Raw genomic sequence first — 18879 nt, forward strand, 5'->3', positions numbered from 1 at the left:
CATTTTCTCATTCAATTTTTAAATTCTTAAAATTGAATCCAATCTACTTATTTACAGTTTTTTACTATTTTCTTTGCCTATTTTGCAAACACCTATGACTTAAAATACACAAATTAATTTTAATATATTTACTTACTTATATTATATCATAGATTATTAAATTAATAATCCCGACAGGAATATTTTTTTCTGCCGGGATAATAAAACCTTAGTCTTTTAATTTTATTGAAATACTTATTTGTTACTTTTAAATAAATCTATAATTTAATAAACTTACGCACTTTCCTTAAAATATTGATCCACTTTTTTTAATAATTCAATAATACTTAAATTTTGTGGACAGGCGGGTTCACACTGACCACACTCTACACAGTTACTGGCTCTGGCTGTTTCGTCCAGTTCAAAGTACTTCTCTGCCATTTCCTCTCCCTTATCAAGCAGTTTAGCCTGATTAAAGAGGTGGAAATTTTCTGGAATATTAACTCCTTCGGGACAGGGAAGACAGTATTCACAGCGGGTACAAGTAACAGGGCCTCTCATTTCCTCTGCTGCTTTTTCCATCATTTCAAACTCAGAATCACTTAAAAGGCCAACTTCTGACTTAGAAGCTGTCTCGATATTTTCTTTAAGCTGCTGCATATTGCTCATTCCACTGAGCACAACTCCCGGCTCCTTTTGACTCCAGACCCAGTGTAAAGCCCATTCTACAGGAGTTCTCTCCTGATTTTGGGACTCTAACAAATCTTTTGCAGATTGTGGTGGTTCTTGAGCCAGCCAGCCACCGCGGATAGGCTCCATAATTACAACTCCCATCCCTTTAGCATGTGCTTTTTGAAGACCAGTTTTACCGGCCTGATATTCAGTATCCAGATAATTATATTGAATTTGAGTAAAATCCCAGTCATAGCCGTCAAGTATTGTATTAAAAACTTCTGGACTGTCATGGAAAGAGAAACCTAAGTACTCAATCTTACCTTCTTCTTTTTTCTTTTCTCCCCATTCTAAAATATCCAGATCCTTAATCTTCTGCCAGCGCTCTGCATTTAAAGCATGAAGTAGATAAAAATCTACTTTTTCTACCTGTAATTTTTCCAGCTGCTTATCTAAATATTTATCAAGATCTTCTTTAGTCTCACATTCCCAGATCGGTAACTTAGTTGCCAGATAAACCTTTTCTCTGTAGCCATCTTTTAAAGCCTTGCCCACAACATTTTCGCTTTCTCCCTGATGATAGGGCCAGGCTGTGTCAACATAATTAATTCCATTATCAATACCATAACGAATCATTTTGATTGCCTCATCTTCATCAATATTAGCTGAATCATCATCAATTATTGGCAGACGCATTGCTCCAAAGCCGAGAGCTGAAACTTCTACGTCAAGCTTTCCCATTTTTCTATACTTCATTTTTTTACCCCCAATTTAATTATAGTCAAGTCTAAATTTTTAACTTATCTCATTATAATATATTCAAGACTAAATTGGGAAATCCTTTTAATTTAAGCTGTGAATTAATTATTTTTAAAAACATATATCCCGGTCATAGACCGAGATATATTGAAATTATTTATTCTTCTGTTACTTCTTCTTTATGCACTATTTTTAGTAACCATCTTACAAATTTATTTCTAAGTTCATCTACAATATCATAGACTACTGGTATAACTACCAGAGTTAAGAGAGTTGAAAATAAGAGTCCTCCAATTACGACTATGGCCATCGGCTGCTGTGTTTCAGCTCCCGTACCAATACCTATTGCAAGGGGAACTAGGGCCAGGACGGTTGTCAGAGTTGTCATTAAAATTGGCCGGAGACGGATTGGAGCAGCCTCCAGAATTGCCTCTTTTCGACTCATCTGTTCTTTACGGTTATTTATATAGTCAATCATTACAATCGCATTATTGACTACGATACCAACCAGCATAATTGCTCCAATTAAGCCGTATACACTTAAAGCGGTTCCTGTAATAATCAATCCAAGTACAGCTCCAATAATTGAGAGAGGAACTGTAAACATAATGATAAAAGGATGAATCAGTGATTCAAACTGGGAAGCCATTACCATATAAACCAGAATTATTGCCAGGATTGCTGCTGTAAATAATTGATTAAATGAACTGGACATATCCGCTGCTTCACCACCATAGGTAATTGTATAACCTGAAGGTAAGTTTAGTTCTTCAGCCAGTACTGTTTCCACATCATTCTGTACTTCACCCAGGGGACGCTCAAATATATCGGCACCCACTGAAATATACCGCTGCTGATTTTCTCTCTCAATTGAAGAATAACCTGTACCTTCTTTTATAGTAGCCAGCTGGGACAATGGAACACTGACTCTACTGGAAGCAAATAGTTTAATATTGGAAAGATTTCTTAAAGAAGTACTTTCATTATCTTTTAGCTTTAAAATTATATCAATTTCTTCTCCTGATTCAGTCAGCTGACTGATAGTGCTGCCGCTGAGAGCCATATTAACATAGGAAATAATATCACTACTTGTAAAACCAAAATTCTGAGCTTGAGTTTTATTAATTCCAACATGGATTTCCTCATTACCCCTTTCTAAACTAACATCTATATTTCTAATACCTTCAATATCAGTAATCAGATTTTCGGTATTCTCCCCCAGATTTAAGAGGGTGTCCAAATCAGGACCATTAATTTGAGCTTCAATAGCGGTACCTCCCATACCACCACCTCCTCCTATTATTGAGGTCATAGCAGAAACGTTAATTGAAACACCGGGAAGATTTTTAGATCTGCTTCTAATCTCTTCTGCAATTGTAGAAATATCTCTATCTCTTTCTTCCAGCGGCAGCAGTTCAACAGTTAAATTAACACGACCACTGTTGACTCTAGCAGTTAAAAGTTCAATTTCCGGAATTTCTTCTATTCTGGAATAAAGATCCTGAGCTAATTGATTACTCTTCTCGATTGTAGAATTTCCTTCCAGCCTGGCAAAGACTCTAATTGTCCCCTGATCTGAATCCGGCATATATTCTGTTTCGAGAGGTATAATATCTAAAGCAATTCCCGCTCCGAAAAGAATAAAGAAAATTAAAAAGGCTGCTACTATTTTATATCTGTGTTTTAAAGATTTATTAAGTATTTTTTGATAGTATATAACGTACTTTTTCTTTTTTACACTTTCATCTGACTCATTTTGATTAACTTTTAAAACTTTTGACGACAACATTGGAATAAAAGTTAAGGCCACAAATAAAGATGCCAGCAGTGAGAATGTTACTGTAAGAGCCATTGGTGTAAAAAGCTGAGCCAGTAAATCTTCAATAAATATCACCGGAATAAACACTGCAACTGTTGTTAGAGTTGAGGCACTGATCGCTGTTGCAACCTCTGATGCCCCATCTTTAGCTGCATCAAGTCTACCTATGCCCAGGGCACGATGACGATAAATATTTTCTAAAACAACAATTGAATTATCAACCAGCATTCCTACACCAAGTGCTATACCACCCAAAGTGATCAGATTAAGGCTTAAATTGGCAAAATACATTAAAGCAAATGTAGCCAGCACAGAAATAGGAATTGCTGTTGCAATAACAACAGTACTGCTGAAATTCCTTAAGAAAATGAAAAGTATGATTACAGCTAAGATACCACCAATTATAAAATTCTGCAGTACAGAAGAAATTGAATCTTCTATATACTGAGCATTATTGGTAGTAATCTGGATATCTGTGTCCGTCAGCTCACTGTTTAATTCTGCAACTGTATCTCTAACTTCATTGGCCACACTAACAGTATTGCTGTCACCCTGTTTTTGAATAGAAATACCTATACTTTCCTGACCATTAAGATAGCTGATACTGCTAACTTCCTGAAAACCATCTTCTAAATCTGCCAGCAGAGACAGCGGAACTTTATCTCCTGCTGCAGTAGTAATTTCTATTTCTTCGAGGTCCTCAAAGTTCTCGAACTCCCCCAGGGCTCTAACAGAAATTTCTTCATTACCGACCATTACAGTTCCCAGACCTCCAGATTGATTGCTTGCTCTCACAGCTTCAGCAATCTGATCTAAAGTTAGATTATAGGCGGAAAGCTGTTCCTGATCAGCATTAATTCTAATTTCTCTGCTTCTACCTCCGGAAATTTCTGCAGTAGCAACACCAATAATTTGCTCCAGCCGGGGTTGAATTGTATCTTCTGCAATATTTTTTAATTCTACTGCTGTCCCTCCAGCCACTGCCAGCTCCATAATTGGCTGTGCATTGGGATCATAGTTCATTATCCTTGGTTCATCTGCACTATCAGGCAGTCCTGTTTCAACCTGCGAAATTAAATCCCTCAAATCATTCTTAGCTTCTGTAAGATCTGTTCCGTATTCAAATTCAAGAAAAACCATTGAACTACCCTCACTGCTGTTAGAATTTAAGCTGCTTAAACCATCAATGGTAGCAACTGTTGATTCCACCGGTCGGGTTATGGACTCCTCGACTTCTTCGGGAGTTGCTCCACTATAAGAAGTTCTAATCATTAAAAAAGGCACTTCCATTTCTGGAGTTAAGTCCATCGGCAGTCTGGTTAAAGCCAGTCCCCCAATTAAAACAACTGCCATAATTATCATTGTTATTGTTACCGGACGACTGACAGAAATATCAGAGATTTTCATTATTCATCCCCCCGGTTAACAACATTAATCCTGCTGCCATCACTTAAATTTTCTTTACCCAATGTTATTACAATTTCTCCCGCTTCCAGACCAGAACTTACTGCTGCATTATCTTCATTTGCGAGAGAAATTTCTAAATCTCTTCTCTCAGCCTGACCATTACTGACTACAAAAGTATAATAACCCTCTGCGCCTTCCAGCAGTGCATTTTGAGGTATAATCACAGACTCTTTTGCTCTGTCGATCGGTAAAGATACCTGAGCAGTCATCCCAGCTTTTATTATATTATCTGGGTTTTCAACCACTATTTCTACAGGGAAACTGCGGCGATCTGTCGCAGCTCTGGGAGATATATTATTTATTTCTCCTGTAAATTCTCGTTCTAAAGCTGTAAATCCAACTTTAACCTGATCACCAGATGTTAAACGATTAATATTTTTCTCACTGACATAGGCAGTTAATTTAATTCGATCAATATTACTTATTATTGCAGCTGTGTTATTATCGGTCATTTGTCCCTTCTGAGCATTAATTTCAGCAACTATCCCTTTTATTGGAGAATTTATTTCTGTATAAGATTTTTGTAATTTAGCCTGTTCAAGTTCAGCTTCAGCCTGGGTCACCTGAGATTCCAGCTGTGTAATTTCTTCCTCGGTGGCACCTGCTTTAGTCATTTCCAGATTTTTTAGTGCGGACTGATAACTGCTCTGTGCGGCAACTAACTCGTTATTTACCTGATCAATTTCTTCCTGAGAAAGATATCCTTCATCAAAAAGTTGTTTTTGTCTCTCGTAATTTTCTCTTCTTAATTTAAGTTCTGATTCTGCCTGTGCCAGCTGGGCCTCAAGCTGTGCTATCTCTTCTTCTCGGGGGCCATTTACTGCTTCCTGCAGACTGGCCTCAGCACTTTTTAAAGAAGCTTCTGCCTGAATAACACTAATTTGATTACTGCGAGCATCCATTTTGATCAAAGAATCTCCAGTCTGCACTCTGTCACCAACATTAACTAATACCTCAATAACAACCTCCTGGACTCGCGGGGTTAAAGCAACTTCCTCATAGGCTTCTGACTGAGCACTCACAGTTGAGTAAATATAGATATCACCTTCCATAACCTCAGCTGTCTCAACAGCAACTGTCTGCTCCTGAGCTGAATCATCTCCTGCTGAACCAGAAGGAGGCGGAGAACCTCCCGGTCCCTGAGCATTTACAGAACTCTTAAAAATATTGTAAAAACCGATTCCAGAGCCTACTGCTCCCAGTAAAACAATTAAAGTAACTACAATTAATTTATTTTCTTTAATCATTTTTATCATTATTTAACACCTCATTATATATATCTTTAAAATTATTATTTAAAAGCATAGTCAGATCCAATTCTGCAATTAAGACTTTGTCTTCTGCCTGCTGTAAGTTATTTTTACTCTGCTGATAGTCCACCTGCTGCTGAACAAATTCCTTTTGATCAATTATTCCGGCATTATATTGAGCCTCAGCTAAATCAAGCTGGTTTTCAGCATTTTCATATTCTAACTGCGCACTTTTTTTATTATTCTGGGCACTATTAATTGTATTTAGCTGACTCTCCAGAGTTATTTTTTTGTTTACCTTTAAATTTTCTAAATTATCCTGAGCCAGTTCCAAATTTTCCTTTAGATTCTCTTCGTTAAATTCTCGCTGTCCACCATCATAAAGATCATAAGAAAATGTCACACCAATAACTGATTTCTCTGTAGAATAATTATAACTCCCACTTAAATTTATGTCTGTTCTACCTTCATTTTGAAACCACTCAAGCTGTTTTTGCTGCAGACTTAAATTTATAAGCGCTGACTGCATATCATAATCTGAGTTAAGCATTGTCTGATAGAGTTCTTTAAAAGTATAACTTTTAAAATCTATTAGTTCTCCTTCTAGCTTTTTGCGAATCTGATTATCCCCAATAATTATACTGCTTTCCTCGCCCAGACCAAGCTCTAATTTTAATGACTTAACTGTATTCTGATACTGGTTTCTCGTTTCCGAGTAACTATTTTTAGCATCTAGAAGTTCTGCTTCGGCATTATTAAGCTCTGTCTTAGAAATTTGTTGATTATCATATAATTCTTTTCTTTCAGCCAGGGAGGTTCTGGCAGTTTCTAACTGAAGTTCTGCATTTTCTCTGCTCTTTTTAAGTCTCATTATCTGGAGATAGTTTTCTGTCCAGGTGGATATTTTCTCTTCAATTAGAGAATCCAGATTATTTTTTTCCTTTAAAAGTTCCTGTTCCTGCTGATAATAAGTTCTTTCTGTTTCTGTTGGAACTCCAGTAAATAAAGGATAGGAAATTATTACTCCGTAATCACTTTCTTCCTGATCATTATAGACTGCTTCTTGAGAAATATTCAGTCCAGAAGTAAAGCTTCTATTGATACTTAAAGAAGTATTTCCTCCATCTGCAGCCGCAGTATTAATGGTATCATCAAGTACTCCTGCTGCATCCTTTAAATTCCCCTGATCAATTACCTCATTATAATTTGCAGCCACCTCAATCTGCCACCCCTGTTGGGCTCTGATAGTTTTTAATTCCCTTTCCAGGCTGGCAATGGTATTTTGCTGCTCTCTAATTTCCAGATTATTATCCAAACCCTGGCTGAGCGCTTCTCCAAAAGATATTTCTGCTGCTGCCAGAGAATAGGTAATTGAAAAAATAAGCAAAAGAGAAATTAAAATTATTAGTGCTTTATTTTTACTTCTGTTCATTAATTGTCACTCCTGGCTCCATATTTAATAAATCTGCAAGATCCTCTTTAGCGAGGTAATAGTTTAAGTGAGCATTTTTTAACTGATATTCACTGCTTACTAAACTGGCCTCATACTGCAATAATGCAGTCTGAGTAACACTACCTAAATCAAACTGTCTTCTAGTCTGCTGATACTGACTTTCTGCCTTTTCCAAATTATTTTTCATCAATTCTATATTCTTTTCGGCCTGCTGTAAACTGAGATGAGCTTTGATAATTTCGTTTTCCAGATCCTTCTCTGCCTTTTCTAAAGAAATTTCTGCAGCTTGAAGGTCAAGTTCAGCAGTTTTTTGCTCGGAACTGGAAGCTTCAATTTTATTTTTCTGGAATTCTTTTTTTGCCAATTCCAAACCAAGTTCCGCTATTTTAATAGTATTACTTTCTGCTATACCCTTTTCTAAAGCCTCTTCTTCAGTGATCTCCCAGATTTCTGGTGCAGCCAATTCTTTAATTTCAATTTCCTGATTTTCAAGATTTAAAGCTGTTTTAAACTCAATTAAACTCTGCTCATAATTATCTCTTAAGTTTTCCAGTTCATTACTGGCATCATTATATTGATTTGACTGATCCAGTAAATCTATTTTGCTAATCTGTGCCAGTTCAAATCGGGCCTGCATTTCATTATATAATCGCTCTTCGGCTCTTGTAGTTAATTCCTGGGCTTCTATTTCCTTTTGTAGCAGCCACAAATTTGTATACTGCTGAATAACTGATTTAATAATTTCTGCTTTACTATCTTGATAATTTTTTTGTGAATCTAAATAATTTTTATTTATTTCTATACTTTGAGTTTCTGTATAATTAAATTCATTCTGTAGTTCCAGATTTTTTAAATTAATTTTTGATTTCTGATAATCAATTTTCGTCAATTTCAAATCCATATTTTCGGTTTCTGCTCTTTCCATTGCCTCTTCCAGAGTTAATACTTCAGCTGCAGCTGCTGGAAAAGTAATAACTGTTAAAAGCAAAAATATAATTCCAATTTTTTTAAAATTCATTTTTATCCTCCTCCGGGATTTCTATATAGAATGCGGCCCCACCATCTTCATTTTTAGCCCAGATCTGGCCCCCATGTAATTCCACTAAAACTTTGCTGATTGCTAGACCCAATCCATATTCGCCATCATCACCTTTTTTAAATTTATCAAAAATATTTTTTAAATCTTCTTTTTCAATTTCAGGTCCATCATTCCAGAAACGAATCTGAATAATATTTTTCCCTCTCTTAAACATTTTTTCTATACTGACCCTGATTTTTTGGTCAGCATATTTAAACTGATTATCAATAATATTTTCTAGAATCACTTCGAATTTATCTCGATCTACTCTTAAACTAATACTATCTGCAATTAAAGACCAGTTGACATCTTTTCTTCTCCAGCTTAGTTTTTCCAGTTTATTTTCTAGAAGCTGATTAAAGTTTATTTTTTCAATTTTTAGATTCTGTCTGCTTAAATACTCCATCTTGCTGATATTGATTAAAGTTTTAACCCGTTTTTCCATTCTAAAACTTTCTGTTTCCATAGCCTTCAAACTCCCCTGCAGATCACCGCGGGGATAAATACCATCCTGCATTGACTGAACATAGGAACGTAAAACCATAATTGGTGTTTTAATTTCATGAGAAATCTGCTGGATAAACTCCTGCTGTTTTTCGTCTCTCTCTACAAGCTGCTGCCTGAGCCACTCTATGGTATTGGCCAGCTCCCCTATCTCATCCTGACGCTCAATTTTTAAAGGTTGGTCCCATTCGCGATTTGCTATTTTTTTAACCTGTTTTTTTATAATCTGCAGCGATCTGGTTAAATACCTGGCCACAAAAATTGAAATTAACCAGGCCAGAATTAAAAATACCAGCAGTGAAATAATTAAACGAATAAAAAACTCCCTAAAAAAGCTGTCCCGATAGCGGCTCTGAAGATAGGAAACAATGACTCTGTTTTCACCCTCAATTTCTAATTCCTGATAAACATAATATATAATTTGATTGTTTGACAGATGCAGTTTAGAACGCTTTTCCTCATCATCACTGTTTAAAATATCTTCCTTTATTTTTTCTGCTGCAGTCAAACTATCATTATCTAAAATTTGTCCCTCTTGATCAATTATAAAGTGCCTCGGTACTCGTGAAAATCTGACCGGAGGTCCTTTCTCTGGCGGTTTATCTGTTTTAATAAAAGATAAATCATCTGAAGCTAAATCCTGATTCAGATTATCAAAATGCCCCTCTTCTATAATATAAGCCTGAGTTTCTTCTAATCTATCATATTTCTCAGAAATAATTAACGACTGTAAAATAAAAGGGAGAGAAATTGAGTAAAATAAGACTGAAATTACAAGTACAGCTCCAATAATCAGCCAGATTTGAAAGGCAAGCGGCTTATTTTTCATCCAGGTAAGTAGTTTTTTCATTGCTTCACCATCCTGTAACCATGACCATATACAGTTTCAATCTTTATTCCTGGCATTTTTTGGCGCAGCCTCCGGATAAGATCATCCACAACCCTGTCTGAACCATAATAATCATCTCCCCAGACATTTTCTATTATCTGTTCTCTGGAAAGTGCATTTTGCAAATTATCAAATAAAAAAGTAAGCAGATCAAATTCTTTTGCTGTCAGTTCAATATCTTTTTCTGTATTCTGGGAAATAACTCTGCGGCCATTATAATCAATTATATAACCTGCATAGCTGTGCACGGAATCATCTGGCTTTTTACCGTAAATTCTTTTAAATAAATTTTTTACTCTAATTACCAGTTCCCTGGGTGAAAATGGTTTAGCCAGGTAATCATCACTACCCTTTTCCAGACCAATTATCCGATCTAAATCTGCATCCCGGGCAGAAATAAAAATAACAGGTATCTCCTCATTTTCTGCTTTAATTTCGGAAATAAGCTGAAAACCATCTATATCAGGCAGCATGATATCTAAAATCCAGAGGTCTGGCTCTGCCGTAATTTTAGCCTGAGCAGGTCTGCCGGCAGTGAAACATTCTACTTCCCAGCCTTCTTTTTTTAAATAGGAACTCAGTATATCATTCAAATTCTGATCATCTTCTACTAAATAAATTTTATAAGCCATTTTTTCCTCCCTGTTCCAATATATTTACTGATTATAATTATATAATAGAATTATTAAATTTATAGCAAAGAAATATGTGAAATTATGAAAAAGCCGCAGATGGGATCATATCATCCACCTGCGGCTTAAAAAATCATTATTTAAAAGAATTATGTCATTACATTATTCTTCACTAATAAAAGTTCCAAGTCCCAGACCCCCGAATTCAACCTCACCGGTAGTACCACCATCCAGAGCTCCTACCTCAACATGAAGAAGAGCAATTCCACATTCCAGCCTTTTATAGGCGGAAGGTTCACCCACAGAGTCTACCACCATTTTTCCTTCTCCATAGTAAAAACGCCAGGGCTGTCTATTCAGTCTGGAAGGAGCGAAACTTCCCATTTTTATTGCATTTTTTACCCAGCCTGGCCAGTCATCATTATAGCCATCAGGACAGAGTTCTTTAACATCTTTACGATCCCGATGTGGAAAAAGTTTAGATACAAAATGTCGGGTTAAACTATAATTTTCTGATGAATATCCTAGAGGGCTGACAGCAACCAGATGTTCATCCCTTTTTAAATTAAGATTAAGGCTTGAGCGTTCTTCTATATAACGGGCTCCAACCCAGCAGGTTCCCAGACCTAAAGCTGTAGCTTCTAAAATAGCTGCCTCTCCAATATAACCCATTTTTGTCCAGCGGTGTTCCCCCTTATCTTTGATGATAAAAGCCATAAATGCCGGCGAGTCAGTAAAGTTGCCATATTTACCCTTTAAAGCAGGCAAAATTTCTTTGATTGATTTATTAAAGATTTCTACTCTAACCTCTGAAAAAGCGTCATTTAATTCCTCAATCTTTTTTTCTAAAGATTTTTGAGTAAATTCCTTTATCTCTTTTGACATATACTTTTGCTGAGAATAGCGTGTCTGCACAGCCTCATACCACTTTTTAACAGGAATCTTCATAAAACCCGCTCCTTTCTATAAGAAGTCTCTATTTAAAAATCTGATTTTAAAGGTTCACTTAGTCAACATTCATTACTTTTCTGATTTCTTCTAATTTCTCATCCAGTAGTTCCTGATTCTCCGCTTCAACAACCAGTCTTAAATAGGGCTCTGTATTAGATGGTCTGACATTAAACCACCAGTCTTTATATTCTAAACGATAGCCATCAAAATCATAAAAATCTTCTGGTTTTCTCTGAGCAAAGAAATAGTCTTTGAGTCTTTCCATAACTTCAATTTTATTTTTAATCTTAAAATTAACCTCACCCGAAGTTGCATATTTATCAAGTTCCGCAATATATTCGGAAATAGTTTTGCCTTCTTTTTTTAGTCGGGCTGCCACATTTAAAACAACCAGAGCAGTCAGCATACCAGAATCACAGTAGAAAAAGTCTTTATAATAATAATGGCCGGCAAGTTCTCCTCCACAAATACCATCTATTTCTCTAAGTTTGAGTTTAGCATAGGCATGACCTACCTTCCACATATGGGTTTTACCACCAAGTCCTTCGATATGCTCTTTAACAGACCAGGAAGTACGAATATCATATAAAATATTTTTACCCTTCCCTGCATTAATATAATATTCCGCCAGCAGAGCTACAATTAAATCAGGTGAAATAAAGTTGCCTTTCTCATCCAGGAACATTACTCGATCACCGTCACCATCAAAAATCAGCCCAAGATCAGATCCCTTTTCCAGTAATAATTCTTTTAAATCCTCTCTATTTTCAGCCTCTAAGGGGTTTGCTTCATGATTGGGGAAAGTCCCATCAAGTTCATTATAGAGATAATGAGGCTGGTCACCAAAAATAGCATCAGTTAAAATTGCTACCATCCCATTAGAAACGTCGATAGAAAGGTCTAAATCTGATAGATCAGGTAAATATGACTTCTGGAATTCTATATATTCATCTCTTAAATCATGCTCTAAAATATCACCTTTTTTATTTTTACCAACAGGTTTCACTGCTTGATTTTCAATCATCTCTTCTAATTTCTTAAGTCCGGAATCATAACCAACCGGCAGTGCATTTTCGCGTGAAATTTTTAATCCATTGTATTCCGGTGGATTATGAGAAGCTGTAATCATTACCGAAGCCCTGTAACCATGTTTGGCTGTACCATAATAAACCATTGGAGTTGTTGCATAACCAATTTTATAAACATCTGCTCCCCGATCAGTAATACCGGCTGCTAATGCTTCAAAAACTTCTGGGGTTGACTCCCGATCATCATAACCAACCAGTACCTTATCTGCGGCCAGCAGTTCCGGCAGAAAAAAACCTATTTTATATACATCTTCCTTATTAAAATCCTGATTATAAACACCTCGAATATCGTATGCTTTAAAAGCTTTCAAAATATCGCCTCCTTGAAAATTATCTGTATTTTTATTATAACATTTTTTGACATTAAAAATATCTTTTATACTTTAATACTTCTATTACTTATATTCTATATTAATAGAAATATTCCTTGTTTAAATTAAAACTTAACAATAGTTATAATCCATGTATATTTTAGTTTTTGCAGGATTTGCATCTTTTAACAAGAATATAACCTAATAAGCATTAAAATGAGAAGGGAGTAGATTAAATTGAATAAAAAAATTATTAGCATTTTATTATTGATGATTTTTGTTTTTAGTCTAAGTACAGCAGCAGTTGAATTAAAAGATCCCTGGATTTCAGAAAGAGAACAGGGTAATCACGGAGGTATGCTAATTTCCACCCTCCTTGGTGACCCAAAAACATTTAATACTATTATTGCCAAAGAAACCTCCTCTTCGAGAATTATTGATGGATATATTTTTGAAGGTTTAGTTACTCGAAATGGAATCACTACAAACTATGAACCTGAATTAGCCAAAGACTGGGAAATATCTGAGGATGGAAAAAAATATACTTTCTACCTGCGAGAGGGAGTACAGTGGAGTGATGGAGAAGAATTTACAGCTGATGATGTTATTTTCACCTTTGATGTAATTAAGGATGAAAATATACCTACCAGCAGTCGTGATGTACTAAAAGTTGATGGTGAATTCCCAGAATATAATAAAATCGATAAATATACAGTTGAATTTATACTTCCAACCAGTTTTGCTCCATTTTTAAATAACATGACTGCTCCAATAATCCCACGTCATAAACTCCATACTGCCTGGCAGAAAGGCGAATTTAATAATAAATGGGGGATCAATACTGATCCTGAAGAAATTGTTGGGACAGGTCCTTTTAAATTAGTTGATTATAGAAATGGAGAAAGAGTAGTGATGGAAAAAAATGAACATTACTGGCGTAAAGATCCTGCTGGAAAATCTCTTCCCTATCTAGATAGATGGATTAGAATAATTGCAGAAAGTCAGGAAACGGAATCTTTATTATTTGAAAACGGTGAAACTCATTTTTTATCTGTCAGAGGAATTGATTATCGAAGAATGAAGCAGCAGGAAGAAGAAAATAATTTTACTCTGATTGATGCGGGTCCTACTTTTAGCACTAATTTTTTAGTTTTTAATATGAATCCCCGCAATCCTAATCTGGAAGATGAGCCATATAACTATGAGTGGTTTACGAACTTAAATTTCAGAAAAGCAGTTGCCTATGCTATGGACAAAGATACCATGATTGATCAAGCACTTGCCGGACAGGGAAGTAAACAGTGGAGTCCTGTTAGTCTCCCCAATAAAGTTTATTTAAATAAGGATGTAGATAAATATCCATATAATCTTGAAAAAGCAAGGGAAGAATTAAAAAAAGGTGGTTTTAGCTGGAGTCAAAATGGAGAACTAATTGACTCAGAAGGTAATAAAGTAGAATTTAATATACTTACAAATGCAGGTAACAATGTCCGTGAATCTTTATTAAACATTATTGCTTCCGAGTTAAGAGAATTGGGAATGAAAATTAATTCAAATCCAGTTGAATTTAATACAATGGTTAGTAAGTTAAGCAGTGAGTGGGATTATGATGTAATTTTAATTGGTCTAACAGGTGGTGTCGAACCACATCAGGGAAGCAATGTCTGGATGTCTAATGGACATCTTCATATGTGGAATCCTGTTCAGGAAGAACCCGCAACAGAATGGGAAGAACGACTTGATGAATTATTTATCAACGGAGCTTCTACCATTGATACACAAAAACGCAAAGAATATTATGATGAATTTCAGGAAATAATTGCTGAAAAACTGCCTGTAATCTATACTGTAACCCCAAATTCAATTTATGCTGTCCGTAATACATTGAAAAACACAGAGGTCACAGCTTATGGCGGAGTTTTATGGAATATTCACGAATTGTATCTGGAAAATTAAGAAGATGAGAGATTATATAATTAGACGTATTTTAATAATTGTTCCCTTACTTCTGGCAATTTCTATTTTATCTTTCTTCATTATGCAGCTTTCTCCGGGAAGTTACCTTGATCAAATGAGAATGAGCCCTGATATTTCGGAAGATTTAATTAAGGAAATGGAAGCAGATTTTGGTTTAAATAAAAATGTTTTTCTGCAGTATTTTTCCTGGTTGGGTCAAATACTGCAGGGAAATCTGGGCCAATCTTTTACTTATAGAATACCGGTCAGTCAGATTATAATCAGCAGGCTCTTTAATACCTTAATTCTTTCGTTTGCAGCTATGTTGATTAGCTGGGGGATATCTATTCCGATTGGTGTCTACTCAGCTACTCACCGCTACAGCTGGCTGGACAATATATTCAGTGTTTTTTCTTTTATCGGTCTTTCTATTCCTAATTTTTTCTTTGCTCTGCTGCTTTTATTTGCTATCGTTAGACTTAATCTTCCACTTCCGATTAATGGAATGACAAGTATTATGTATGATTATCTGAGTCCTACAGAAAAAATTATTGATATTTTAAAACATCTGCTGGTTCCTGCTCTTGTACTGGGGACCGCAGGAACTGCAACTTTAATGAGACAGATGCGGGGTCAGATGCTTGATGTAATTAAAATGGATTATATCAGAACGGCTAGATCAAAAGGACTTACAGAAAGAAATGTCATCTATAAACATGCCTTTCGAAATGCAATTAATCCAATGATTACTATCTTTGGTTTTCAGCTGAGTTCTTTATTCAGTGGTGCAGCATTAACAGAAATTGTAACCGGCTGGCCCGGGCTGGGAAAAATGATGCTAACTGCAGTTAGATCAAAAGATTTATATCTAGCAATGGCTGGGTTAATGATGGGAAGCCTGATGCTGGTACTGGGTAATCTGGCTGCTGATATTATACTGGCCTTAAATGATCCCCGGATAAAATATAACTAACTTAAGTTTCATTCATCAAAATCTGGATCTTTTGACATTTAAGTGGGAGTGTTAATTATGGAAAATATAATAAAAAATGAAACTGAGATTAAACAAAATAAAAATCTATGGATAAAAAAAATATCTAATTTCTACAAAAATAAATTTGCTCTGACAGCAGCAATAATTATTTTATTTCTGTATATACTTGTTATCTTTGCTCCCTTTTTTGCACCTTATAGTGCAAATAAAAATTTTAAGGATAAATTTTTCCATCCTCCTACTAAAATTCATTTTTGGGATGAAAATGGATTACAAACTCCATTCATCTATGAAACTGAGGTTCAGGAAGGGTGGGCTGAATACAATATTAATAGAGAGAAAACACACAGCCTTCAATTTTTTCATCAGGGAGAAGAATATCAAATTTTTGGTCTTTTTAAAAGTGATATTCATCTTTTTGGAGTTGAAGCTAATATACCGATTTTTATTTTAGGCAGTGATAATTATGGAAGAGATTTATTTACAAGAATTCTTTATGGAGGCAGGGTATCTCTATTTATAGGTTTTTTTGCTATTTTTATCACTACTTTTATTGGCTTAATCGCCGGCGGAATCTCCGGTTATTACGGAGGAATTATTGATTCAATAATTATGAGAGCTGTGGAAGTTATTATGTCTATTCCCAGTTTCTATCTGCTGCTGGCTCTGGCAGCTGTATTACCACTGGATATTTCTTCTGCTTTTCGCTTTTTTCTTATAGTCTCGATCTTAGCTTTTCAGGGTTGGGCGGGAATGGCAAGAGTAATCAGAGGCATGGTTTTATCTGTCAAAAATGAAGATTATATTTCGGCCGCAAAAGCTATTGGGGCAGAAGACAAAAGGATTATTATTAAACATATACTTCCTGCAACTGCCACTTATGTAATTATCAGAGCAACTGTGGCTATTCCAGGTTATATTATTATGGAAAGCGGTCTCAGTTTTATTGGCCTCGGGATTCAGGAACCCTCTGCCAGCTGGGGAAATATGCTGAGTTCAGCTCAAAATATAACTAAAATGTCTGATTTCCCCTGGTTATTATTACCTGGTTTTTTTATCTTTATAACCGTACTAAGCTATAATATACTTGGTGATGGACTCAGAGATGCTTTTGATCCAAAGTCCTAAACTATCAAAAGGACAGCTAATTAGCTGTCCTTTTAAAGTTAAGAAAGGTTTATTATATTTTTTTATCTAATAGATAAAAAAATCAGAATAACCTATCTTGTTTCTAATAATTTATTACTTTGCAATAGTTTTTAGAGCCTTTTCAATTCCAGATTCAGGACTGGTCAAAAATTTGTCCTGCATCTCTTCAGGTAGAACTGAGACTGCTCTGGCCATTGAGGCCTGAGCAAGGACTACTAACTCAACTTCTGCTGCTAATTCTTTTAGTTTTTCAGCTAAAAGCTGATCATGTCTTTTTTGATCACCGGCCATCAATTTTTGATAGGCGGAATCTGCCAGGGCAGTCTTTATATCTATACCCTTATTTAAGGCAGCCGCTTTCTTTTTAATTAATTCTGTACTTGGTTTTAAAGTAGTCTCCAGAGTTGCTGCTACTCCAATTTTTGCAGCATTCTTTACTGCTTTTTCTGCCATTGCAGAATCAATCCGCATAATTGGAATCTCATAATTTTGATTTTCTTCCTCAAAAATCCCTCCGATAGATGAACAGGCACTCAGCACCAGGTCTGCTTCCTGTTCAACTGCTGTTTTAATATAATATCTAACTCTATCTTCTACCAGACTTAGATCTGCCTTATTATTAATTAATTCCGGTAAAATTGAATCATCAACTATATTAATTATTTCCAGATCAGGATCTTTTTCTTTGATTAAATTCTGCAGTGACTCGACTGTGACTGGTGTTGTATGAATTAGAGCGATCTTTGCCATTATTTATCAGCTCCTAAGATAATAATTCTTTAACAGCCTGAGATTTATTAAAACCATCAAGCAATTTTTGGGGAATAGAATCTAATCCTTCATCTGCTGACATTATAGCTGCAATTACCATTGATCGAGAGGAGGTATCTCCAGCTGACATAATATTTAAAGTTAAAGCCTCTAATAAATTATCTGCATTCCAGAGAACATCAAGTACAATTGGAAGTCCTTTTTCAGTCGAACAGCTCTGGCCTCTTTGATCAGCATTTTCTACAATCTTATCTTTAGATCCGATCTTTTCGAAATTATCCTTAATAAATTGATTAATATCTTTATGAGTTTCCAGGGCCTTTTTATAATCTGAACCTTCTAAAGTATCCTGAATAACATTAAAGATATATTCTGCTGTCTGATCAACAATCTCTCCATTATGAGTAAGATGAACTAGATCCAGAAATTCTTTTTTAGATATACCTTCTTCTATGAATACCGGTAGGCTGCGGGCAATTCCTCCCAGCTCAACATTGTCAGCTCCGGTCAAAGTATCAGAACCCTTAAGTTTTTCCAGTGAGTCTTTCATCGAATGGTCCATATACATTTCATTATTTTCTAGATACTCAATCCAATCATCTTTAAATCTCTTTAAGTAAAATCCCTGATGCTCAGAAATTGATTTTAAAAGAGCAAAAGCCTGTTCTCCGTAATGAGATAGGTCACCTGCTTCTTTTCCCTGGTGAAATTTAGCCATTGGGGCCCTGTATTCGTCAATGATCCCACTGTATTCTTCTTTTAACTGATCTGTACTGTAAACCCAATGAGATCCAAATGAAAGTGCATCTGCCACAAAAACTACTTTTATTAAATCTTTTCTTTTGTTTTTCATGGTTTATCCCTCCTGATAATTTCTGATTATAATTATAACACAGAGTCATTTCGCAAATTATAAAATATTATACAAAAAGCGGTAAATTAAATGAATGACTAGATACCTTCCTCATTTTAATTTTAAATTTAATTCGAATTTGATTACTAATTATGATCTATACCTATGCACCAGACCACCCTTCACCTGCGCATGTTTCAATCCTTATTAGTAATGTATAATAAGTTGTGTAAATTAAATTTGATACTTTTTTAAAATAAAAAAAGAGGAATCCTTCTTTGAGTGGTTGAATTATTTATTAGCG

14 protein-coding genes are annotated in these 18879 nt (G+C 35.4%); 3 read left to right on the top strand and 11 right to left on the bottom strand.

Going from position 1 to position 18879, the window contains the following annotated elements; translation table 11 throughout:
* Window positions 1-273: 273 nt before the first annotated feature.
* From C7958_RS14855 to C7958_RS14895, 9 genes are all read right to left on the bottom strand, one after another.
* Window positions 274-1407: an aldo/keto reductase gene (locus C7958_RS14855; protein WP_111573453.1), complete on the bottom strand. Its 1134-nt coding sequence runs from the start codon at window positions 1405-1407 to the stop codon at window positions 274-276.
* A 160-nt stretch (window positions 1408-1567) separates the two neighbouring features.
* Window positions 1568-4636 carry an efflux RND transporter permease subunit gene (locus tag C7958_RS14860; RefSeq protein ID WP_111573454.1) on the bottom strand — a complete coding sequence of 1023 codons (3069 nt, stop codon included), beginning with the start codon at window positions 4634-4636 and terminating at the stop codon, window positions 1568-1570.
* The gene (locus C7958_RS14865) at window positions 4636-5952 is read right to left on the bottom strand and encodes an efflux RND transporter periplasmic adaptor subunit (protein ID WP_111573455.1); all 1317 of its coding nucleotides are present in this window, start codon (window positions 5950-5952) and stop codon (window positions 4636-4638) included. Before C7958_RS14865 ends, C7958_RS14860 begins: the two co-directional genes overlap by 1 nt.
* Window positions 5936-7378, bottom strand: a complete 1443-nt coding sequence (locus C7958_RS14870) for a TolC family protein (RefSeq protein ID WP_111573456.1) — start codon at window positions 7376-7378, stop codon at window positions 5936-5938. Before C7958_RS14870 ends, C7958_RS14865 begins: the two co-directional genes overlap by 17 nt.
* Window positions 7365-8417, bottom strand: a complete 1053-nt coding sequence (locus tag C7958_RS14875; protein ID WP_111573457.1) for a TolC family protein — start codon at window positions 8415-8417, stop codon at window positions 7365-7367. The genes C7958_RS14870 and C7958_RS14875 overlap by 14 nt, the downstream gene beginning before the upstream one ends.
* Window positions 8407-9831 carry a sensor histidine kinase gene (locus tag C7958_RS14880; RefSeq protein ID WP_111573458.1) on the bottom strand — a complete coding sequence of 475 codons (1425 nt, stop codon included), beginning with the start codon at window positions 9829-9831 and terminating at the stop codon, window positions 8407-8409. The genes C7958_RS14875 and C7958_RS14880 overlap by 11 nt, the downstream gene beginning before the upstream one ends.
* On the bottom strand, window positions 9828-10502 hold the full coding sequence (locus tag C7958_RS14885; protein ID WP_111573459.1) for a response regulator transcription factor: 675 nt from the start codon (window positions 10500-10502) through the stop codon (window positions 9828-9830). The genes C7958_RS14880 and C7958_RS14885 overlap by 4 nt, the downstream gene beginning before the upstream one ends.
* A 162-nt stretch (window positions 10503-10664) precedes the next feature.
* Entirely contained in the window at window positions 10665-11450 is a 786-nt protein-coding gene (locus C7958_RS14890) for a nitroreductase family protein (RefSeq protein ID WP_111573460.1), read from the bottom strand.
* 58 nt (window positions 11451-11508) lie between these two features.
* Window positions 11509-12852, bottom strand: a complete 1344-nt coding sequence (locus C7958_RS14895) for a phosphomannomutase/phosphoglucomutase (RefSeq protein WP_111573461.1) — start codon at window positions 12850-12852, stop codon at window positions 11509-11511.
* Window positions 12853-13089: 237 nt separating this feature from the next.
* Here C7958_RS14895 and C7958_RS14900 point away from each other — a divergent pair, with 237 nt between their 5' ends.
* Genes C7958_RS14900 through C7958_RS14910 form a run of 3 tightly spaced genes read left to right on the top strand, consistent with a single transcriptional unit; the run spans window position 13090 to window position 16930 of the window.
* Window positions 13090-14808 carry an ABC transporter substrate-binding protein gene (locus C7958_RS14900; protein WP_111573462.1) on the top strand — a complete coding sequence of 573 codons (1719 nt, stop codon included), beginning with the start codon at window positions 13090-13092 and terminating at the stop codon, window positions 14806-14808.
* A 4-nt stretch (window positions 14809-14812) separates the two neighbouring features.
* Window positions 14813-15781, top strand: coding sequence for an ABC transporter permease (locus C7958_RS14905; RefSeq protein ID WP_111573463.1), 969 nt, complete (start codon window positions 14813-14815; stop codon window positions 15779-15781).
* A 57-nt stretch (window positions 15782-15838) separates the two neighbouring features.
* Complete coding sequence (locus C7958_RS14910; protein ID WP_111573464.1) at window positions 15839-16930, top strand: ABC transporter permease; 1092 nt, start codon at window positions 15839-15841, stop codon at window positions 16928-16930.
* 114 nt (window positions 16931-17044) lie between these two features.
* Here the strand turns inward: C7958_RS14910 and C7958_RS14915 are convergent, their stop codons facing one another.
* Together C7958_RS14915 and C7958_RS14920 are read right to left on the bottom strand one after the other, a co-directional pair.
* Window positions 17045-17701: an aspartate/glutamate racemase family protein gene (locus C7958_RS14915; RefSeq protein ID WP_111573465.1), complete on the bottom strand. Its 657-nt coding sequence runs from the start codon at window positions 17699-17701 to the stop codon at window positions 17045-17047.
* A gap of 13 nt (window positions 17702-17714) precedes the next feature.
* Window positions 17715-18575, bottom strand: a complete 861-nt coding sequence (locus tag C7958_RS14920; RefSeq protein ID WP_111573466.1) for an ADP-ribosylglycohydrolase family protein — start codon at window positions 18573-18575, stop codon at window positions 17715-17717.
* Window positions 18576-18879: the final 304 nt, after the last annotated feature.

The sequence above is a fragment of the Halanaerobium saccharolyticum genome (genome assembly GCF_003259895.1).
Lineage (GTDB): Bacteria > Bacillota > Halanaerobiia > Halanaerobiales > Halanaerobiaceae > Halanaerobium > Halanaerobium saccharolyticum_A.